Consider the following 21017-nt stretch of genomic DNA (forward strand, 5'->3'; position numbering starts at 1 on the left):
AGGCTGCGGGCCAGGTGACAAGTGCCTGCCGGAAATTGGTTTAGACCTGTGTCTCGTGAACGGAGCCACAGGTCCCGCTTCCTGCGCGGGGGCGAGCCCGACGGAAGCGGGACCACAAGGTCTCACGGACCGGGGAGGGGAGTGGTTCAGGCCCCGACTGCGGCGCCGGGTGTGAGCCGGTCGAGGGAGTCGGTGTCCAGCTCCGCCTCCTCCCATTCGGCTCCGGGCGCGACGCGGGCGAACACTTCGTCCGGCCCCGTCCCGGAACTGGCACCTTCGGTCAGCAGATAGGCCTGTGCCTCTCCGACGTGGAAGTACATGCCGTGCAGCTGCAGGGTGCCGGCCGCCAGTCTGCGTGCCACGCACTCGTGCGCACGCAGGTGTTCCAACTGCTGGACCACGTTGGTCAGGCAGAGCTGTTCGACCGCGTCGGTGGGCATGCGCCCGGCGATGCGGGCCCAGGAATGGTGACGGGAGCGCATCCGGTCCAGGCTCGGCAGACCGTGGCGAAGCCAACGCCACAGGGGCGTCGTGGGTGTTTCCTGACCCGCCCCCAGCAGGGCCTGCATCGCGCCGCATCCGGAGTGGCCGCAGACGGTGATGGACTCGACCCCGAGCACGTCCACCGCGTATTCGATGGCGGCGGCGACCGAGTCGTCGTTGCCCGACTCGCCCTCGGCGTCCGGCGGCGGTACCAGGTTTCCGACGTTGCGCACGGTGAAGAGGTCGCCGGGGCCGCTGGCGGTGATCATGCTGGTCACGAGGCGGGAGTCGGCGCACGTGAGGAACAGCTGAGAGGGACGTTGGCCCTCGGCGGCGAGCCGTGCCAGCTCCTCGCGTACCAGCGGGGCGGTGGTCCGCTGGAATGAACTGAGACCGCTGAGGAGACGATGGGCGCCCCGCCGGGCGCGAGGGGAATCCTCAGGTCCGGTGGCGGGAGCCTTCATCGTCACGGGGTGCGAGACAGCCCCCGCCACGGTTGGGACGACCTCCTGCACGCCGTTGTCGTGGCAGTGATGGTTCCGCCACGGCGTCCACGGGCGGCAACAGGAGTGTGCTGCCGACGCAGGTTCGGCGATACGGCCGCCGGAGCGCCCGGTGAACTCGATCCGGCCGCCTGTCGCGGCCTGCGCCGCGTACCAGTCCTGGATGGCCTCGTATGCCGCGTGGTCCATGAAGAAGCCGTCCAACTCGACCACCACGGCGGATCCGTGCGGGATCCGTCCGAGGACGCGGCTCAACCGAGGCACCGCCAGGAAGGTCAACTGGCCACGAGCGGCGACCAGATAGCTGCCGTCCTTCTCGGTCACGGTGATCCGCGTCCGTGCCAGTCGGTGCAGGGCGACGGCCACCGCGACGACGATGCCGATGGCCACCCCCTCGAGCACCCCGACGAGCACCACACCGCTGATGGTCGCGCCGTACACCAGGAATTCGCGATGCTTGTGGACCTTGCGGATGTGGGCGAAGTTGACCATCTGGATGCCGACCATCATCACGAGCGCTGCCAGCGCGGCCAGCGGAATCCACTCCAGCGCTGTGACCAGCAGCATGGCGGCGAGCAGCACCCAGATGCCGTGCAGCACCGTGGAGGCCCGTGTCTGTGCACCGGCCCGTACGTTCGCGGAGCTGCGGACGGCCCCGCCCGACACCGGCAGTCCTCCGGCCATTCCCGAGAGTGCGTTGGCCACGCCCTGGGCTCGCAGTTCACGGTCGAGATCGGCCCGTCTCAGGGGAGTGGGTACCGATCCGTCCTTCGGGGCGGCGCTGGCCCGGTCGGAGGCCAGCTTGTCCACGGCGACCGCGGCGAGAAGGGACTCGAGGCTGGCGACGAGCATCACGGTGAGCACCGCGGCGGCCAGGCCCGCCACTGGTCCCTCGGGCAACTCGGGCAGTGCGTGGGACTGCCACGAGGGAAGCTCCACCCTGGCGATTCCGGGAGTGGCCACCGCCGCCACGGCCGTCGCGATCGCCACGGCGGCGAGGGCGGCGGGAATTTTGCCCAGAGACGCTCCGATCCGTCCGGGCAGGCGTGGCCACGCGACGAGGAGAGCGATCGTGAGTGCCCCGATGAGCGGGGCGGCCGGCTCGAACCGCGCGACGGACGCGGGCAGCGCGAGGGCGTTGTCCAGTGCCGAGCTCTGCGGTGCTCCGCCGAGCACGATGTGCAGCTGGGCGAGAGCGATGGCGACCCCGATTCCCGCGAGGGTGCCGTGCACGATGGCGGGGCTGACGGCGAGGGCGCTACGGGCTGCTCTCAGCGAGCCCAGAAGGATCTGCAGCAGACCTGCGGCGATGGTGATCGCGCAGGTGGTGCGCCACCCGTAGATCTGGATCAACTCGGCCGTGACGACGGTCAGTCCGGCGGAAGGGCCGCTGACTTGGAGGGGTGTGCCCCCCAGAGATCCGGCGACGATGCCGCCGATCGCCGCCGAGACCAGGCCCGCGGCGAGTGGTGCGTCCATGGCGACGGCGAGACCGAGCGACATGGGAACGGCGATGAGGAAGACGGTGATCGAGGCTGACAGGTCCGCTCCTGAGACACGGAAGCGGCTTCGGCCGGGTGGCGGGCTGTGGGGACGCTTGAGTCCCGAGGCCGAGGACGAGTGCGGACTGTGGGATGAGTGGTCGTTGCGAGTAGGGGCGCAGGCAGACATGTTCCCGTCTCCTCCGGGGCAGCGCGGTCGCGGTGTTCGAGTGACGGCGGCCGTGGGTCACGGCGTGCGGCGGTGGGCACAATGGCGGGATTTCTCAACTCTCCGTAAACGGATCGTAATGGAGAGTAAAGAGTACTGTCCATGTTTTCGAGCAAATGGCTGTATGTGTCACTCATTCAAGTGAATAAGCAGCTTTTCATCTGTTTTGTCGTAATGATTTCCGGGAGCTCCGTGTGAGGTGGGCCGCGCCGTGTCGGCACTTCAGTGCACAAATCCCGCAAGGAAGAGGGTGGACGGATGATGGCCGCCTCGAAGCGAATCACCTTGGGGGTCGCTGTGGCGGCCCTGACCGTCGGTCTCGCCGGATGCTCGGGCGCAGGGCCGGGTGTCGCGGGCCCCGGGCCCGGTAGGGAGTCGTCGCAGGGGAATTCCCCTGCGGCGGCGCCGAAGGGGGCGGTCGACCTCATCGGCGACGGGTCCACGGCCTTCACCGGCGCCCAGCCGAAACTCTCCGTGCCGAAGCGCCTCAAGCCCGGCCAGAAGCCGCCGCAGTTCGTGGTGTTCTCCTGGGACGGTGCAGGCGAGGACAGCCAGAAGCTGTTCTCGCACTTCCGCGCGGTGGCGAAGAAGTACGACGCCACCATGACGTACTTCCTGAGCGGGGTGTACCTGCTGCCGGAGGAGAGGAAGGCGCTGTACGACCCGCCCCAGCACGAGGCGGGCCGCTCGGACATCGGCTTCAACGACACCGAGGGCATTCGCGACACGCTGACGGAACTGCGTGCCGCATGGCTCGACGGCAATGAGATCGGCACTCACTTCAACGGCCACTTCTGCGGGCCGGACGGGGGCGTCGGCACCTGGTCGATCGAGGAGTGGAAGAGCGAGATCGGCCAGGCGAAGGCGTTCGTGAAGGGCTGGAAGACGAATGCTCCGGCCTTGAAGACCGAGGCGCCGCTGCCGTTCGACTACGACAAGGAGTTGATCGGTGCCCGTACCCCGTGCCTTGAAGGCCGGAAGAACATGGTCGCGGCCGCCCGGACCATGGGCTTCCGTTACGACTCGAGTGGCATCGGGAATCAGGTCTGGCCCGCCAGGAAGGACGGGCTCTGGGACATCCCCCTCCAGCTCGTTCCCATGCCCGGCCGGGACTTCGAGACGCTTTCGATGGACTACAACTTCATGTTCAACCAGTCCGGAACGACGACCCAGGGGGACCCGGACAAGCACGAGTACTGGGGAAGTCAGATGAGGGACGGACTGCTCCAGGCCTTCGACCGCGCCTACAACGGCAATCGGGCGCCGCTCATCATCGGCAATCACTTCGAGTCATGGAACGGCGGCACCTACATGCGTGCGGTCGAGGAGACGATCGGTACGGTCTGCACCCAACGGGACGTTCGCTGCGTGTCCTTCCGGCAGCTGGCCGATTGGCTCGACGCCCAGGACCCGGCGGTCCTCGAAAGGCTCGGGAGTCTGAAGGTGGGGCAGAAGCCCTCGCAGGGCTGGGCTTCCTTCCTGGCGGGGCCGGCTGCGGCCGGGGCTCCGGCCGCAGCCGGCCCCGCGCCCACCGGAGGAGCGCGGGGCGGGGCGGCAGGCCGCAGTCCCTCCGAGGGTGCGGGGTGACGAAGAGGGGCCCGATGCCGCCGTGTCCGCTCAGGCGGGCTGGGCGGCGGTCTCCGTGAGTTGCTCGTGCAGGACGAAGGCGGGGTCGACCTGAGCGGCGAGGTCGACGCCCGTCTTGTCGTTGCCCCAGCTCTCCGCGTTCTTCAGATGGAAGTGCACCATCTGCCGTGTGTAGCGCCCCCAGTCGCGCAGCTCGTACGAGTCCTCCGCCGCGTCCTGCAGGGACTGCAGGGCCATCCGGTTGTCCGCCTCCAGCAGGTCGAACGGAGCCGGACGTCCCTTCTCCATCGACCGGACCCAGTCGGACTGGCCGACGGCGACCAGCAGGTCGTCGCCTGTTTCGTCGCGCAGGAAGTCGAGATCGTCCTGGCTCTGCACCTTGTTGCCCACCACCCTCAGGGCGATCCCGTAGTCGCGGGCGTACTCCTTGTACTGGCGATAGACGGAGACGCCCTTGCGGGTGGGTTCGGCGACCAGGAACGTCATGTCGAAGCGGGTGAACATCCCTGAGGCGAAGGAGTCCGACCCCGCGGTCATGTCTACGACCACATACTCGTCCGCTCCGTCGACCAGGTGATTCAGGCAGAGTTCCACGGCCCCGACCTTGGAGTGGTAGCAGGCGACCCCGAGATCGGACTCGGTGAACGGGCCGGTGGCCATCAGGCGGATCTCACCGTCGTCGAGCGCGACCGTACGGGCGCAGGCGTCGTAGACCGGGTTGTCCTCACGGACGCGAAGGATCCGTGACCCGTCCCCTGGAGGAGTGGTCTTGATCATCGTGGCGGCGGATGTGATCCGGGGGTTGCTTCCGCGGAGGTAGTCCTTGATGAGGGGCAGGTGTGCTCCCATGGCTGGGAGTGCGGCCGCCTCCTGCTCGTCAAGGCCGAGGGCGGCCCCGAGGTGCTGATTGATGTCGGCGTCCACCGCGACGACATGTGCTTCATTGGCGGCGAGGTGACGGATGAAGAGCGAGGACAGTGTGGTCTTGCCGCTGCCGCCCTTCCCTACGAAAGCGATCTTCATGTTCACCTAGGGTAGCCGCTCGATTGCTCTTTGTGGTCGCCTTTCGTGAAGAAGGCCACTCCCGGGCGGCATCCGGCGGGGGTGCGCGTAGCCTCCTTACTTATGAGTACGACTTCCTCGGACCCGCTTGCCGCCCTGGGTGGCTTGCCGGGCGTGACCGACGCGGTGGACTCCGTACGCAAGGCGGTGGACAGGGTCTACGGGCACAGAGTCATGCGCCGGCGCAGCAACGAGGTCACCGCTGAGGCGGCCCTGCGTGGGGCGCGCGGCTCCGCGGCGCTGTCGGGCGCCGACTGGAACCTCGAGGAGGTGCGTCGGCGTACGGACTTCAGTGGCGAGGAGGAGGCCCGCAGTGTTGGGGCGGCCTTGAGGCTCACTGCCGAAGCCGGCCAACTTCTCTCCATCTGGCGTCAGTCGCCGCTTCGAGTGCTGGCTCGCCTGCACCTCGTGGCGGCTGGAGGGGTGACGCCGGACGACACGGTGGGCCGCCCCCGGCTGGCGGGCGAGTCCGTGAGTGAGCCTCTTATCGAGGCGCCGCTTCCGGATGCCGAGGAGGTGTCCGGCCGACTCGAGGGGCTGTCCGGGCTGATCATCGCCGGCAGCTCCGCTCCTGCGCTGGTGATGTCCTCGGTGGTGCACGGCGAGATTCTCGCGCTACGCCCCTTCCGTTCGCACAACGGCCTGGTGGCCAGGACGGCCGAACGGATTGTGCTGGTGGGAAGCGGGCTCGACCCCAAGTCGATCTGCCCTGCCGAGGTCGGCCATGCCGAGCAGGGCCGTGCCGCTTATGTCTCGGCGTTCGAGGGATATCTCTCCGGGAGGCCGGAAGGGATGGCTGCCTGGATCGCTCACTGCGGCCGTTCGGTGGGCCTGGGTGTCAGGGAGTCCACGGCGGTCTGTGAGGCGCTGCAGCGCGGCGCGGCGTAGCCCTGGCGTCCTCCGGCCGGGGCGGGCCGCCCAATGCTGGGCCTGTGTCGGCGCCTCGGGAGCGGCGCCCTACGGGGGCGGGCACGGCTGGCTGTGGCTTCGCAGGCAGAGTTGCGGCGGCACCGGTTGCGGTGCCGCCGCTGGCACGTCCGCCGAGTTACCAAGCGTCCTCGATGTATGCCCATCAGGTCGGGATCTTTGCCCGTCACCTGGTGCGGCTGGCCCGTAATCGACGGGTCGACGTCGCGTGGGTGCTCCGCTTTCGTGCTCGGTCCGTGGGGCCGTGGTGCGTAGAAAGGTGATCCTCTCGGATGTCCCTGGTCTCGCGGGCCGTTGAATCCTTTGTACTCCGCGGCAGGGGCGAGCGGAAGGCCTTGCTCTACTTCTTTACTTTCACGTTCAAATGGCGCAAGTCGGGCACTACCTCTCTGTGTACGCCGTCCAGCTCTGCGGCAGTGGACGGCGGCGCCGAGATCATTCCGTAGAAGCGGCAGGCGAGCCCCCGCCGGATGTCGACCGGCGATCGCCACTGTCAGGCGGCTGACCCGGAGCTGCGGCGGCGGCTGGCATACCAGACCAGCCCGGCTGTCAGGGTGGCTGCCCCCAGCGCGGCAGCCGCCACCAGGGCCGGTCGGGGAGGCATGGTGAATGCCGGGAGGCGTTGCTTGAGCCGGACCGGCCGGTTGAAGACCAGGATCGGCCACTCGCGGAGGGTCGCCTCGCGCCGCAGAGCCCGGTCCGGATTGACCGCGTGCGGGTATCCCACCGATTCGAGCATCGGAACGTCTGTCGCGGAGTCGCTGTACGCGTAGCAGCGCGAGAGGTCGTAGCCCTCCGACTCGGCAAGCGCCTTGACCGCCTCGGCCTTGGTCGGCCCGTAGGCGTAGTACTCGATCTCGCCGGTGAAGCATCCGTCGTCGCCGACGACCATGCGGGTGGCCACCACCCGGTCGGCGCCCAGGAGCTCGCCGATCGGTTCGACGACTTCGGCGCCGGAGGTCGAGACGATGACGACATCTCGCCCGGTGGCGTGATGCTCCTCGATGAGGGTGGCCGCCTCGTCGTAGATGATCGGGTCGATCAGGTCGTGCAGGGTCTCCGCGACGAGATCCTTGACCTGCTGGACGTTCCAGCCCTTGCAGAGCGCCGAGAGGTAGTCACGCATCCGCTCCATCTGGTCGTGGTCGGCGCCCCCGGCGAGGAACACGAACTGTGTGTACGCGGTGCGCAGTACGGCGCGGCGGTTGATCAGCCCGCCCCGGTAGAAGGACTTGCTGAAGGTCAGTGTTGATGACTTCGCAATGACCGTCTTGTCCAGGTCAAAGAAGGCTGCTGTACGCGGCGAGAAGCAGTTTTCCACAAAGGTGAGCATAGGGGCCCGCCATTCGGCGTAAAGTCCGGCGGGTGGGTTTGCCTGAGAAGGTGCTCGGGTACACCATGGAAGTCACGGATCGTTCGCGACCGTGCTAACCCGGTCCGGCTCCTCCCCCCCCCGAGTCGGCCGTGGGGACGACCCCCGCTCTCCCCCCCGGCGGGGGTCGTCGCATGTCCGGACGCGTTTTGTGGTGGGGTTCATGGGTTTTGCTTCCCTCTCGCCGATGTCGGCGGCTCCGTCGGATCGGTGCACCCCGATCATCGCTCGTTACTTTCTGTAGCGGAAGGGCTGCGCTGCGAAAGTCCCCTGTACGAGCTACGGGGATATTCACAACGCTGCCGTTGTCCACAGTTCCTGACCTTGATCCACATGTTTTTCCGAGTCGATGCATGTTGATTCCACCCGCGAAGTCCGTGGGTTCCGGAATCGCACGTCTCGGAAGTGCTCGAGATCGCCGCGAAACCGGTTGACGGTGCAACGGGAAGGGGCGGGGATCATGGCTGGATCGTTCGCTGACGAGAGTTCGCCGGGTGGCGAAGGCCGACGGAGTGGGCCGCTGATCCTTACCGAGGACGCGGACGTCCTGGACGACCTGCTCAGGCTGTGCGCGGCGGCGGGTGCGGTGCCGGAAGTGCACCACGGGACACCCGCCGAGAGGAGTGGCTGGGACCGGGCGCCGATGGTTCTCGTGGGCGATGACGTGGCCCGGAGATGTGGCGGCATGTCGCGCCGGCCGGGAGTCATGTTGGTCGGGAGGGACCAGGACGACCCCGATGTGTGGCGCCGTGCGGTGGAGATCGGAGCCGAGTACGTGCTGCGGCTGCCCGACTCCGAGTCCTGGCTCGTCGATCAGATCGCCAACGCCGTGGAAGGTGCGGGCCGGCCCGCGCTCACCGTGGGGGTGCTCGGGGGCCGTGGAGGTTCTGGTGCTTCCACGTTGGCGTGCGCCCTCGCAGTGACGGCGGCGCGTACCGGTCGACGGACTTTGCTGGTCGACGGCGATCCTCTGGGCGGAGGCATCGACGTCCTGCTGGGCGGAGAGGCGTCGGAGGGGCTGCGATGGCCGGATTTCGCTCGCTCGAAAGGCAGGCTGGGCGGTGGGGCGCTGGAGGAGTCCCTGCCTGCGCTTCACGGGCTGCGTGTGCTCAGCTGGGACAGGGACGACGAAGTGATCGTGCCACCGCAGGCCATGCGCTCGGTGCTCTCCGCCGGAAGGCGGCTCGGTGGAGTCGTGGTCGTGGATCTGCCCCGGCGGGTGGACGAAGGAGTGGCCGAGGTACTGGCACAACTCGACGTCGGGCTGCTGGTCGTGCCCGGTGAGCTGAGGGCGGTGGCGGCCGCGCGGCGTGTGGCCTCGGCCGCGGCGATGGTCCTGAACGACCTCCGGGTCGTGGCCAAGGGGCCCTACGCGGCGGGCCTGGACGAGCACTGGGTGGCGAAGGCGCTCGGTCTGCCGCTGGCGGGCGAACTCCCCGTGGAATCAGGACTGTCCTCTGCGCAGGACAACGGCGTACCCCCGGGCGGAAATCCACGTGGCGCGCTGGCGCGGTTCTGCACGGCGTTCTGGGATCTGGCCGACTCTCCTGACCATCGCGGCGGTGTCCCGGTCAGCTCCCGCGATGGCGGTGCGTCATGACGGCCGAATTGCTCGATGCCGTGCGACAGCGACTCGCCAGCAGCGGCGCGGAGCCCACACCCGCCGGGGTTGCGGCCGCGCTCAGGGCCCAGGGCCGCCTGCTCGGCGATGCCGAAGTGCTCCGTACGGCCGAGGAATTGCGAGGGGAGCTCGTCGGCACCGGAGTGCTTGAGCGTCTGCTGGCCGATCCAGCGGTCACCGACGTGCTGGTGTCCGCTCCGGACAGGGTCTGGGTCGACAGAGGAGGGGGACTGGAGTTGACCCGGGTTGCTTTTCAGGATGCCGCTGCCGTCAGGAGGCTTGCTCAACGGCTTGCAGCCGTGGCGGGGCGGCGCCTCGACGACGCCCGGCCCTGGGTGGACGCGAGGCTGCCGGACGGCACCCGCATGCACGCGGTCCTTCCGCCGGTGTCCGTGGGATCGACATGCCTTTCCCTGCGGGTGGTGCGGCCGAGGGCGTTCACTCTGGCGGAGCTCGTGGTGGCGGGCACGGTCCCTCCCGGCGGGGACCGGTTGCTGGGAGCAATGGTCGAGGCCAGGGTCTCGTACCTGATCAGCGGAGGGACGGGTGCGGGAAAGACCACTCTGCTTTCGAGCATGCTCGGCGCCGTGGGCGAGGGCGAGCGCATCGTGCTGGCCGAGGACTCGTCCGAGCTGCGCCCTGATCATCCTCATGTCGTTCGTCTGGAGACCCGTCCTGCCAATCAGGAAGGCGCCGGGCGAGTGACCCTGCGGGATCTTGTGCGCCAAGCCCTCCGTATGCGCCCCGACCGGCTGGTCGTCGGCGAGGTCAGAGGCGCCGAGGTGACGGAGTTGCTGGCCGCGCTCAACACCGGGCACGAAGGGGGGTGCGGCACGGTTCACGCCAACGCCGCCGAGCATGTCCCCGCGCGCCTGGAAGCTCTGGGGACGGCCGCAGGTCTCGACCGGGCGGCTCTGCACAGCCAGCTGGCTGCAGCTCTGTCCGTGGTCCTTCATCTCGTGCGCGACCGGAGCGGGCAGCGGCGGCTCGCCGAGGTGCATGTTCTGGCGCGTGATCCTGCCGGGCTGGTGATCACTGTGCCTGCCCTGCGCTGGGGCGCCGGCGGGTTCGTGGCAGACAGCGGCTGGGACACGCTCGGAGCGCTGATCGAGGAGCAGCTGTGACGGCGTCGACTGCGGATGCCCTGACGCAGGCACCTGTCTGGGTATGGGCCTGCTGCGCAGGACTTGCGGGAGGTGTGGCCGTCGCGCGGGACCCGGGAGGAAGGCGCGCCCGGCGCCTCATGGGGTCGGGACGGGAGGAGTGGTGGGGCTCCACGATGGGGACACGGCTCCGCGCTGTCCTCGTCGGGCGCAGGGAATGGCTGTGTGCCCCCGCTGCGGTCGCTCTCGCTGCGCTCGGGGACTCGGTGCTCCCCCTGCTCGCGGGCGCCCTGGCCATCCCGTTCACGCGGCGCTGGCTGCGGCGGAGAGCGGACAGCAGGAAGCGGGAGAAGGCGACCGATGCGGTGACGTCGCTCTGTGGGGCGGTCGCGGGGGAACTGCGGGCAGGGCGGGAACCTGGTCAGGCGCTGCTCGTGGCCGCACGGAATGCCGGCGCTCTGGGGTCGGCGGAACCCGAGGTGCTTGCCGCAGCACGCTTCGGCGGAGATGTGCCCGGTGCGCTCAGGCTGGCCTCGGCCGGACCTGGCCTCGAGGGACTCGCAGGGATGGCGGCCTGCTGGCGGGTGGCGGTCGACGGTGGGGCCGGGCTGTCCGCGGGTCTGGTGCGCTTGGAGGGCGCTCTGAGGGGGGAACGCCGCCGCCGGGAGGAGTTGAGGGCCCAATTGGCGGGAGCGTGGTCGACGGTCGTGATCCTCGCGTTGCTCCCGGTGATGGGGCTGGCCTTGGGGGCGGCGCTCGGTACGGACCCCTTGGCCGTTCTGCTGCACAGCACGAGCGGACTGGTGTGCCTGGTGAACGGAGGCATCCTGGAGGCCGCAGGGCTGCTCTGGGCCTCGCGGATCGTGCGGGCGGGGTCAGCGTGAACGGCCTTCCTGACCTAGGTGAACTTCTCGGTGTGGCCGGTGGGATGGGAGCGGTTCTGGGCTCATCGGTCTGCCTTGTGACGGTGCTGGCCGACCGGCGCCGAGTCCGCGCCGTACGGAGACGCGCGGCACTGCTCGCCTCGCCGTGGGAGAAGGATTCGCCCCGGCTGAAACGTCGGAAGCCAGGTCCCGTGGTGTGGCTCCGCCTTCGTGGGTGGTCCACCGTCCTGGTGATCTGGGCGGGTGGGTGGGTCCTAGTCGGCGGACCGGCCGGTTGTGCAGTCGGTCTCGCGGCTGGGTTCGGCGTGCTCCAGTTGCAGCGCTCCAGAAGGGGGCGGGCGGTGTCTGACCAGCGGGTTGATGCCGCACTGGTCGCCCGGCAGCTTCCGCTCGCCGCAGATCTGCTGGCTTCCTGCCTGTCGGCGGGGGCAAGCCCGAGGGAGGCGGCGGAGGCGGTGGGCGAGTCCATGCCGGGGCCGGTGGGTGAGCAACTGGCACGCTCGGCGGCTGAGATTCTCCTCGGAGGTGAACCGGCTGAAGCCTGGGCCCGGTTCGGGGACATACCAGGAGCTTCCTCGCTGGCGCGCTGCCTGGAACGAGCGGAATCGACAGGGGCCCCCGCGGCGGAGCCCGTCTCGGCGATCGCGGACGGGATGCGCGCGGAGTGCGCGAGCGCCGCAGTGGCACGGGCCCGGCGTGCGGCCGTACTGATCACCGCACCCGTGGGGCTCTGCTTCCTCCCCGCGTTTCTCGCTGTCGGCGTGGCGCCCGTGGTGATCGGTCTTGCGACCGGTCTTCTGCAGCGCGGCTGAACGGGAGGTCCGGCACCCGCCGGACCGTGCGGGCTCGGGTGGTACCGGAGCCGTGCGGGTTCGGGGGTACCGGCTCGGTGCCCGGTTTGGCCGAACCTCGTGCGCCGGCCGGTGGCTTGGTCGCTCCGTCTTCCGGTGGAGCGTTCGCCTTGCGAATTCCCGGCCGGACCGTTCGACGGGAGAGGGCGACCGGACCGGTCACACGTGGGCGCCGACGGATCGCGGAGCACGAGCCCGGACCGCGGAGGGCGAGCCCGCACCGGCTGGGCTCTCGGTGCCCGGCCGTGTTCCCGGGGTCCCAGGATGCCGAAGACCGATCGAAGTGCACGACGGACGTGGTCCGAACAGAACAACGTGAGGTGTGGACATGGGGGTTGAGATGAACAGGAAGGTCATGCGGCGAGCCGCAGGCGCGCTGCGGGACGTGTGGAGGTCCAGGTTCGGCAGGAGCGCCCCGGGCGGAGGCCCGGACCGGGGAATGACGACATCCGAGTACGCCGTGGGGACCATCGCCGCGTGTGCCTTCGCCGCAGTGCTCTACAAGGTGGTGACCAGCGGTGCGGTGATGTCGGCGCTTCAGTCGCTGATCAAGGAAGCCCTCGATGCGAAGTTCTGAGCATGAGCGGTGGGGTCGGCGTGGAGACGGAGGAGCCGTTACGGCTGAGGCGGCCATGGTTCTCCCGGTACTCCTGGCATTCGTTCTCGCTCTCGCATGGGCGCTGGTCGCCGCGGCGGACCAGATCCGTTGTGTGGACGCGGCGCGGGCCGGGGCACGGGCCGCAGCCAGGTCGGAGCCGGAGCACGCGGTACGCGCCGCCGCTCAAGGGGCTGCCCCCGCCGGGGCGCGGGTGGTGATCGAGCGGACCGGGAATCTCTGGCGGGTCCGTGTGGAGGCACCGACACCCGGCCCTCGCGGTCTGGAGGTGACCCTCGGTGCGGAAGCTGTCGCCTCTGCCGAGGACGCGTTGGGGACGGAGCTGTGAGGGTGGGCCGGAGGCCTGGTGGGGACAGGGGAGTGGCGACGGTCTGGGCTGCCGTGACCACTGCGGCACTCTGCGCCGTGTTCGCGGTTGTGCTCGCACTCGGCCAAGCGGTGTCCGCCCGTCACCGTGCCGGTGGCGCAGCGGATTTGGCAGCGCTCGCGGCTGCCGACCGGGCGTTGAGCGGAGCCGCGACAGCCTGCCGGTCGGCGAGCGAGGTCGCCCTCGCTCAAGGCGCGGAGGTGGTCCGATGCGTGGTCCAAGGGGAGATCGCGGATGTGACAGCCCGTGCCCGGTTCGGCCCGTACGCACCGGAGGTTCGGTCGAGAGCCGGTCCTCCGGGGGCCACCGGGCCGGCCGGCCAGGTGATGTTGCCCCGGCCCGGGGCGAAGCGCTGACATGAGCGGGCCCGGTATGCGACAGGCCCTGGTACGAGGCAGGCGCCCCGGTATGAGCAGGCGTTCACGCTGTCGGCGGGATCGAGTGCGAGCCCGGCCGCATGCTCCGGGCGGATCGAGCCCACGAGCCGGGCCTCACGCTCCGGGCGGGGTCGAGCGTAAGAGCCCGACGCGTGCTGAGGGTGGTCGATCCCACGAGTCAGGCCTGATGGTCCGGGGCCGGAGCGATCAGTCGGGAGGGAGCGGTGCCATGAGCCCGCATCGCGTCATGGTCCGTCGTTCTCCCGCCGTGAGTCGTCGGGACGTTCGGGAATGGACCCTTCCGCCGGGACGTCCGGTGCGGTTCTGAGGAGCTCGGTCAGGAGGCGCACGGCGCCTCGTTTGTGCAGAGGGTCGTTCCCGTTGCCGCACTTCGGGGACTGGATGCAGGACGGGCAGCCCGCCTCGCACTCGCAGGACGCGATGGCCTCACGTGTCGCCGCGAGCCATGCGCGTGCGGTGTGAAAGGCGCGCTCGGCGAAGCCGGCCCCGCCAGGGTGTCCGTCGTAGACGAAAACGGTGGGAAGGAGTGTGTCGGGGTGCAGCGGTACGGAGACACCCCCGATGTCCCAGCGGTCGCAGGTGGCGAACAGCGGCAGCATGCCGATGGAGGCGTGCTCGGCGGCGTGCAGGGCGCCCCCGAGGATCTCGGGGCTGATCCGGGCGGCGTCGAGCTGGTCCTCGGTGACCGTCCACCACACCGCACGTGTGCGCAGGGTGCGGGGCGGCAGGTCGAGCTTGGTCTCGCCCAGGACCTCTCCGGTGATCAGTCTTCGCCTCAGGAAGGAGACGACCTGGTTGGTCACCTCGACGGAGCCGAAGCAGAGGCGACCCTCGCCCCACGGGATCTCGGTGTCGGTCTCGAGCACCGTGATCGCCGTGGTGTCCCGGGCGTTGGTCGAGTACGGAGGTACTGCCTCCTCCACCAGCGCCACCGAATCCTCCAGGCTCAGCGTACGGACGAGATAGGTGCGCCCCTGGTGGAGGTGGACGGCTCCCTCATGGACCGTGGTGTGGGCAGCGGATTCGTCGACGGTTCCCAGCAGCGTGCCGGTGCCCTCCTCGACGATCTGGACCGGGCGCCCTCCTCCTCCACGGATGTCGGTGAGGTCGGCTGCTCGTTCCCGACGTGTCCAGTGCCAGCCCGTCGGGCGTCTGCGCAGCAGCTTCGCGGTCTCCAGCTGAGGCAGGAGGTCCGGCGCGGCGGGACCGAAGAGCGCGAGGTCCGGTTCTGTGAGCGGAAGTTCCGCTGCGGCGGCGCACAGGTGCGGAGCGAGCACATAGGGGTTGTCGGGGTCCAGAACGGTGGACTCCACCGGCTGCCGGAACAGTGCATCCGGATGGTGGACGAGGAAGGTGTCCAGTGGATCGTCCCTGGCCACGAGCACGGCGAGGGCGCCCTGACCGGAGCGTCCGGCGCGGCCCGCCTGCTGCCACAAGGATGCGCGTGTGCCCGGGTAGCCGGCGATCACGACCGCGTCGAGGCCCGAGACGTCGATCCCGAGCTCCAGAGCGGTCGTCGCCGCCAGGCCGAGCAGTTCGCCGGAGTGGAGTGCCCTTTCCAGGGCTCTGCGTTCCTCGGGCAGATAGCCCCCGCGATAGGCCGCGACGCGCCCGGGCAGCGAGCGGTCCACCTCGGCCAGCCGTTCCTTGGCGATGACGGAGATGAGTTCGGCGCCGCGCCTGGAACGGACGAAGGCGACCGAGCGCACGCCTTGGACGGTCAGATCCGTCAGCAGATCGGCGGTCTCGGCCGTCGCCGTACGCCGGACGGGGGCTCCTCGCTCCCCGTGCAGCTCGGTCAGCGGCGGTTCCCAGAGGGCGAAGACCATCTCCCCCTTGGGGGAGGCGTCGTCGGCCACTTCCTTGACGGGCAGGCCCGTCAGTCTGCCCGCGGCCACCGAGGGCTGCGCGGCGGTGGCGGAGGCGAGCAGGAAGACGGGTTCGGAGCCGTAGCGGGCGCAGAGGCGGCGCAGTCGCCGCAGTACCTGGGCGACGTGGGAGCCGAAGACGCCCCTGTACGTGTGGCACTCGTCGATGACGACGAAGCGGAGAGAACGAAGGAAGGAGGCCCAGCGGGGGTGGGACGGGAGGATGCCCCGGTGCAGCATGTCGGGGTTGGTCAGGACGTAGTTGGCGTACTGACGCACCCACTCGCGTTCTTCCACCGGCGTGTCCCCGTCGTAGACGGCCGGGCGTACGGCGGAGCCCAGCGGGGCCGCCAGGGCCTTCACCGAGCGGCGCTGGTCGGCGGCCAAGGCCTTGGTGGGGGAGAGGTACAAGGCGGTCGTACCTCGGCCGTTGGGGGCATGGGAGCCGTCGAGGAGGGTACTCAGTACCGGAGCGAGGTACGCGAGCGACTTGCCCGAGGCCGTTCCGGTGGCGATCACGACGGACTCGCCGTCCAGCGCGTGTTCCGCGGCGGTGGCCTGGTGTGTCCACGGATGGTCGATTCCCGCCCGGGCGATCGCCGCGATCACCTCCGGCCGGATGCGATCCGGCCAACAGGCATGGGTTCCCGCACGTGGGGGCAAGTGCTCCGTATGAGTGATGCGCGCTGCCCGGCCCGCCGCTGCGGCGAGCCGGTCGAGAACCACCGCGGGAGAGGGGCGCGAGCCCGGGTTCTCGGGTGGTCGACTGGGGCGGTGATTCTTGGCCATCGGCACCGAGTGTGTCACTGGCGTGACGGACAATGGTCCCAAGGCGTCGTGCATGGCTGCTGGTAAGTGATTGAATGCCATCGCGGCTGGCGATCCGTCCCCTGGCCTCCGTCGGGGAGACCGAGGGGCGACCGCTCGATAGCAAGGTGCTGGAGGATCCGTGGACCTGTCCCTGTCGACTCGCAATGTGTCCGGCCCTGGTGGCGACCGTACGGTCGTCGAGGTCGGTGGCGAGATTGATGTGTATACCGCGCCCAAGCTGCGCGAGCAGTTGGTCGAGTTGGTGAATGACGGCAGCTACCACTTGGTTGTCGACATGGAAGGCGTCGACTTCCTCGACTCCACCGGCCTCGGCGTGCTCGTGGGCGGCTTGAAGCGTGTCCGGGCCCATGAGGGCTCGTTGCGCCTGGTGTGCAACCAGGAGCGCATTCTCAAGATCTTCCGGATCACTGGTCTGACCAAGGTGTTTCCCATCCACACCACGGTCGACGAGGCTGTCGCCGCCACCGACTGAACCAGTCGGTGCCCGGCGGCGACTCCATCGTCGACGGGCTTGCGGTGACAGACCGGCAGGGCGGCTGCAGATGGCCGCCGCAAGCGGGTGGTCGGCCATGTGGTCGGCTGCCGGCTTCGTCGGTTTTCGGAGGAGAATGAGCACAGGGGTACCGGGCATCACGCCCGGGCCCCTGAGATGCACGCCCATACGTTCGAGGGGGATGGCATGCCAACCGTTGAACTCCGCTTCAGCGCTCAGCCTGAACACGTCAGGACAGCTCGCCTTGTGGCGGCTGCCGTGGCGCGCCGGGCGGGCGTGGACGAGGCGGTGCTCGACGAGGTCAGACTCGCGGTGGGCGAGGCGTGCAGTCGCGCCGTCGGCCTGCACCGGAGCCATGACATCGCCACCCCCGTCGCCGTGGTTCTGGTCGAGGACGAGAAGGCGTTCTCCATCGAGGTGGCGGACGGGCTTCCTTCCTCGGGTAGTGGCTCCTCCACCGCGAGTCCCGGAGGAGGCCCCGACGACCCGGAGGCCGACGCCGACATGGAGGACGAGATGGGCTTGGCGGTCATCAGCGGCCTGGTCGACGACGTGGAGGTGCGCACAGGTGAGAACGGCGGAGTGATCCGCATGACCTGGCCCACAACACCTGCTGTGGTGCTTCCCTGAGCTCGTTGCCCACGACAGCTGCTGTGGTGCTTCCCTGAGCCGGTCTCGCCCACGACACCTGTCCGAGGCCTTTCCGAGCTGCCCACCCCAACTGGTGCATGCGATCGATCACGCCGTGGGACTTGCCTGAGCCACCCCCACGCGGAAGCCGCCTCCCGTTACTCGGCAAGGTGCACCCGCTCTCTACGACAGGCCCGAACGGCAGGCCCGTGCGACAGGCCCGATCTCGCGCCCTCCTCCCGCACGATGTTCCGATCCTCTACGCGGCCGCCAGAAACGACGGCCGCCCTGCGTGGCTTCCCCGTCGAGCGCGCTGGTCGGCGGCGCCTGTGTCGCGTGTCCTGAGGCGGCCACGATGAGCCGTCTGCGCTCTGCCCTCTGCCGGTGCAGTCCCGGCCGGCCGGGACCCCCGCCACCCAGTGGTCCGCTCAACCGTCGTCCGACGGACTGAGCCACCGTCGGTCCGGGGCGCTCGCCCATCGTTCGGCGGGCCATCGTTCGGCGGGTCGTCCCCTGGGCCGCGCGCCCACCGTTCGGCGGATCGCCGCCAGGGGAACTGGGCCGCCGGGAAATCGGGCCCGGGAACCGGACCAGCACCACGCACGCCCGGCCAGCGGAACCCGAGCCCACGTGGAGCCCCGACCCGCCCCGGAGCCCGACCCGCCGCCGGCGGTCGCCCGCGACCGCGCCGCGACACCGCACGGCCCGATGCCCGGGCCCGACGTCCGGGCGTTCCGAGACGCCACCGCATCGGCTGCCGGCTCTCGGTGCGCGCGACATACGCCGCACACTTTCACGCCCGATGAGCAGGGGCTTTTCTGTTCCGCTTGATCAGCGACTCCTGGCCGGTGACGCTTGATCGGAGATCCGGCGTATTCCCGGGCGCCACGCCCCAGGGCCATTACTGCATTCGGGTTGAATCGCCGTCGAGATCATTTGCGGTCGGGTGGGTAGGGGTCGAATTCAATGACCACCCACTGTTTCGATCGGCATTTGCTCCCTACAATCCGTCCACGTCTTGAGCGCTCAGCGTCAAGGAGGACGTATGGCGGAGTTCTTCAACACCCCACTGGCGGAACTGACGCACGATTCCGTAACTTCAGGCCGCCCCACCTCGCTGGCAGCAGCGGAACTCACCCATGGAAACCGGCTGATCGTCGTCGTCATCGTGATCGTCGCACTGGCGGCACTGGTCCTTGCCCAGTTGCTCGTACGACAGGTGCTGGCCGCCGGTGAGGGCACCGCGCGGATGAAAGAGATCGCTGCCGCGGTCCAGGAGGGCGCGAATGCCTACTTGGCCCGGCAGCTGCGCACGGTCGGTGTTTTCGCCGTCGTGGTGTTCTTCCTGCTTCTTCTGCTCCCGGCCGACAATTGGTCGCAGCGCGCGGGGCGCTCACTGTTCTTCCTGGTGGGTGCGGTTTTCTCCGCAGCGACCGGATACATCGGTATGCGGCTCGCTGTCCGCAGCAATGTGCGGGTCGCGGCAGCCGCGCGGGAGGCGACTCCCGTCGAGGGGGAGCCGGAGAAGGAACTCACCGTCGTTTCCCACCGGGCCATGAAGATCGCGTTCCGCACCGGCGGAGTGGTCGGCATGATCACGGTGGGCCTCGGTCTTCTCGGGGCCTCCTGTGTGGTGCTCGTCTACGCCGCCGACGCGCCCAAGGTGCTGGAGGGGTTCGGACTGGGTGCCGCGCTGATCGCCATGTTCATGAGGGTCGGGGGCGGCATCTTCACGAAAGCGGCCGATGTGGGCGCCGACCTCGTCGGCAAGGTGGAGCAGGGCATTCCGGAGGACGATCCGCGCAATGCCGCCACCATCGCCGACAACGTCGGCGACAACGTGGGCGACTGCGCGGGTATGGCGGCCGACCTCTTCGAGTCGTATGCCGTGACCCTGGTGGCCGCGCTCATCCTGGGCAAGGCCGCGTTCGGGGACGCGGGGCTGGCCTTCCCGCTGATCGTCCCGGCGATCGGGGTGATCACGGCGATGATCGGGATCTTCGCCGTAGCTCCCCGGCGCGCCGACCGCAGCGGAATGAGCGCCATCAACCGCGGGTTCTTCGTCTCCGCGGTGATCTCACTGGTTCTCGTCGCCGTGGCCGTCTACGTCTACCTGCCGTCCACCTACGCCGAACTCGACGGTGTCTCCGACGAGGCCATCACCTCGCACGGCGGTGACCCTCGCACCTTCGCGCTGGTCGCCGTCGCCATCGGCATCGTGCTCGCCGCGCTGATCCAGCAGCTCACCGGTTATTTCACGGAGACCGCCCGGCGTCCCGTCCAGGACATCGGCAAGTCCTCCCTGACGGGCCCCGCCACCGTCGTGCTCGCGGGCATCTCCATCGGCCTCGAGTCGGCGGTCTACACCGCGCTCCTGATCGGCCTCGGTGTCTACGGGGCGTTCCTGCTCGGAGGCACGTCGATCATGCTGGCGCTCTTCGCGGTGGCGCTGGCGGGTACCGGGCTGCTGACGACGGTCGGGGTCATCGTCGCGATGGACACGTTCGGCCCGGTGTCCGACAACGCCCAGGGCATCGCCGAGATGTCGGGGGATGTCACGGGCGCGGGAGCCCAGGTGCTCACCGACCTCGACGCCGTGGGAAACACCACCAAGGCCATCACCAAGGGGATCGCGATCGCCACGGCCGTCCTGGCGGCCGCGGCGCTCTTCGGTTCGTACCGGGACGCGATCGCCACGGCCGTCGACGACGTGGGGGCCAGGGCGGGGGAGCTCGGGCTGAGCCTGGACATCTCGCAGCCGAACAACCTGGTCGGCCTGATCCTCGGGGCGGCGGTCGTCTTCCTCTTCTCCGGTCTGGCCATCAACGCGGTGTCCCGCTCGGCCGGAGCGGTCGTCCACGAGGTGCGTCGGCAGTTCAGGGAGCACCCAGGGATCATGGACAGCACGGAGAAGCCGGAGTACGGCCGTGTCGTCGACATCTGCACCAAGGACGCCCTGCGCGAACTGGCGACGCCCGGGCTGCTGGCGGTCCTGGCGCCGATCGGGGTGGGCTTCACCCTCGGAGTGGGGGCGCTCGGTTCGTATCTCGCGGGTGCGATCGCCACCGGGACACTGATGGCCGTGTTCCTGGCCAACTCCGGCGGTGCATGGGACAACGCCAAGAAGCTCGTCGAGGACGGACACCACGGCGGCAAGGGCAGCGAGGCCCACGCCGCTACCGTCATCGGCGACACGATCGGCGACCCGTTCAAGGACACCGCCGGCCCGGCCATCAATCCCCTGCTCAAGGTCATGAACCTCGTGGCGCTGCTCATCGCGCCGGCGGTCGTGCAGTTCAGCTACGGCGACGACGCGAGCGCGGGAGTGCGGGCCCTGGTGGCCGTCGTCGCGATCGCGGTCATCGTCGGAGCGGTTCACGTGTCCAGGCGGCGCGGGATCGCCGTGGGGGACGACGGCGGTCGAGACGGCACCGGAGGAGGTGAGGGCGGAGGCGGCGTCGGCAGTGGGGGCGACCCCGCCAAGTCCGGCGGTCCCACGCCGGTTTCATGAGGAGCGTGACCGACGGGCAGGAGCACGCCGCCTGAGAGCCGATCAACATGGGTGCGGCCGTCGCGTTCTGATGCGGCGTCCGCCGCCCGTCGAGTGGCGCGGGCTTCGTCGAACCGATTGCCCCGCATGTGCGCCTGAGGGGGGAGGTGAGTTGTATCTCCCTCTCATTGCTTGGTGCAAATGGCTGCAAAAGAATATAT

16 protein-coding genes are annotated in these 21017 nt (G+C 69.3%); 12 read left to right on the plus strand and 4 right to left on the minus strand.

Going from position 1 to position 21017, the window contains the following annotated elements:
- Positions 1-146: 146 nt before the first annotated feature.
- Positions 147-2657 carry a SulP family inorganic anion transporter gene (locus ACGFNN_RS20240; protein WP_393557560.1) on the minus strand — a complete coding sequence of 837 codons (2511 nt, stop codon included), beginning with the start codon at positions 2655-2657 and terminating at the stop codon, positions 147-149.
- Between the two features lie 297 nt (positions 2658-2954).
- On the opposite strand from ACGFNN_RS20240, the gene ACGFNN_RS20245 reads away from it, so the two are divergent.
- Positions 2955-4283 carry a hypothetical protein gene (locus ACGFNN_RS20245; RefSeq protein WP_393557562.1) on the plus strand — a complete coding sequence of 443 codons (1329 nt, stop codon included), beginning with the start codon at positions 2955-2957 and terminating at the stop codon, positions 4281-4283.
- A gap of 30 nt (positions 4284-4313) precedes the next feature.
- On the opposite strand, the gene ACGFNN_RS20250 is transcribed toward ACGFNN_RS20245, so the two are convergent.
- Positions 4314-5306, minus strand: coding sequence for an ATP-binding protein (locus tag ACGFNN_RS20250; RefSeq protein ID WP_393557564.1), 993 nt, complete (start codon positions 5304-5306; stop codon positions 4314-4316).
- Between the two features lie 102 nt (positions 5307-5408).
- On the opposite strand from ACGFNN_RS20250, the gene ACGFNN_RS20255 reads away from it, so the two are divergent.
- Positions 5409-6233: an oxidoreductase gene (locus ACGFNN_RS20255; RefSeq protein WP_365092206.1), complete on the plus strand. Its 825-nt coding sequence runs from the start codon at positions 5409-5411 to the stop codon at positions 6231-6233.
- 532 nt (positions 6234-6765) lie between these two features.
- Here the strand turns inward: ACGFNN_RS20255 and ACGFNN_RS20260 are convergent.
- The gene (locus ACGFNN_RS20260; RefSeq protein ID WP_362664512.1) at positions 6766-7605 is read right to left on the minus strand and encodes an HAD-IB family hydrolase; all 840 of its coding nucleotides are present in this window, start codon (positions 7603-7605) and stop codon (positions 6766-6768) included.
- Positions 7606-8104: 499 nt separating this feature from the next.
- Between ACGFNN_RS20260 and ssd the strand changes: the two genes are divergently transcribed.
- From ssd to ACGFNN_RS20295, 7 genes are all read left to right on the plus strand, one after another.
- Positions 8105-9244 (plus strand): septum site-determining protein Ssd, encoded by a 1140-nt coding sequence (gene ssd / locus ACGFNN_RS20265; protein WP_393557567.1) that lies wholly within the window; start codon positions 8105-8107, stop codon positions 9242-9244.
- Positions 9241-10389: a TadA family conjugal transfer-associated ATPase gene (locus tag ACGFNN_RS20270; RefSeq protein WP_393557569.1), complete on the plus strand. Its 1149-nt coding sequence runs from the start codon at positions 9241-9243 to the stop codon at positions 10387-10389. Before ssd ends, ACGFNN_RS20270 begins: the two co-directional genes overlap by 4 nt.
- Complete coding sequence (locus ACGFNN_RS20275; RefSeq protein ID WP_393557571.1) at positions 10386-11252, plus strand: type II secretion system F family protein; 867 nt, start codon at positions 10386-10388, stop codon at positions 11250-11252. The genes ACGFNN_RS20270 and ACGFNN_RS20275 overlap by 4 nt, the downstream gene beginning before the upstream one ends.
- Before the next feature lie 44 nt (positions 11253-11296).
- Positions 11297-12064, plus strand: coding sequence for a type II secretion system F family protein (locus ACGFNN_RS20280; RefSeq protein ID WP_393557573.1), 768 nt, complete (start codon positions 11297-11299; stop codon positions 12062-12064).
- Between the two features lie 379 nt (positions 12065-12443).
- A complete protein-coding gene (locus ACGFNN_RS20285; protein ID WP_365092410.1) occupies positions 12444-12680 on the plus strand; it encodes a DUF4244 domain-containing protein in 237 nt (78 codons plus the stop codon).
- On the plus strand, positions 12667-13047 hold the full coding sequence (locus ACGFNN_RS20290) for a TadE family type IV pilus minor pilin (protein ID WP_393557575.1): 381 nt from the start codon (positions 12667-12669) through the stop codon (positions 13045-13047). The genes ACGFNN_RS20285 and ACGFNN_RS20290 overlap by 14 nt, the downstream gene beginning before the upstream one ends.
- 32 nt (positions 13048-13079) lie before the next feature.
- Positions 13080-13442: an Rv3654c family TadE-like protein gene (locus ACGFNN_RS20295; protein ID WP_393557577.1), complete on the plus strand. Its 363-nt coding sequence runs from the start codon at positions 13080-13082 to the stop codon at positions 13440-13442.
- Between the two features lie 266 nt (positions 13443-13708).
- On the opposite strand, the gene ACGFNN_RS20300 is transcribed toward ACGFNN_RS20295, so the two are convergent.
- Positions 13709-16222 carry a DEAD/DEAH box helicase gene (locus tag ACGFNN_RS20300; RefSeq protein WP_393557578.1) on the minus strand — a complete coding sequence of 838 codons (2514 nt, stop codon included), beginning with the start codon at positions 16220-16222 and terminating at the stop codon, positions 13709-13711.
- 79 nt (positions 16223-16301) lie between these two features.
- On the opposite strand from ACGFNN_RS20300, the gene ACGFNN_RS20305 reads away from it, so the two are divergent.
- From ACGFNN_RS20305 to ACGFNN_RS20315, 3 genes are all read left to right on the plus strand, one after another.
- Complete coding sequence (locus tag ACGFNN_RS20305) at positions 16302-16655, plus strand: STAS domain-containing protein (protein WP_003967428.1); 354 nt, start codon at positions 16302-16304, stop codon at positions 16653-16655.
- A gap of 207 nt (positions 16656-16862) precedes the next feature.
- The gene (locus ACGFNN_RS20310) at positions 16863-17306 is read left to right on the plus strand and encodes an ATP-binding protein (protein WP_393557580.1); all 444 of its coding nucleotides are present in this window, start codon (positions 16863-16865) and stop codon (positions 17304-17306) included.
- 1045 nt (positions 17307-18351) lie between these two features.
- Positions 18352-20817: a sodium-translocating pyrophosphatase gene (locus ACGFNN_RS20315; protein WP_393557582.1), complete on the plus strand. Its 2466-nt coding sequence runs from the start codon at positions 18352-18354 to the stop codon at positions 20815-20817.
- Positions 20818-21017: the final 200 nt, after the last annotated feature.

Source organism: Streptomyces sp. NPDC048590 (genome assembly GCF_043199535.1).
Taxonomy (GTDB): domain Bacteria; phylum Actinomycetota; class Actinomycetes; order Streptomycetales; family Streptomycetaceae; genus Streptomyces.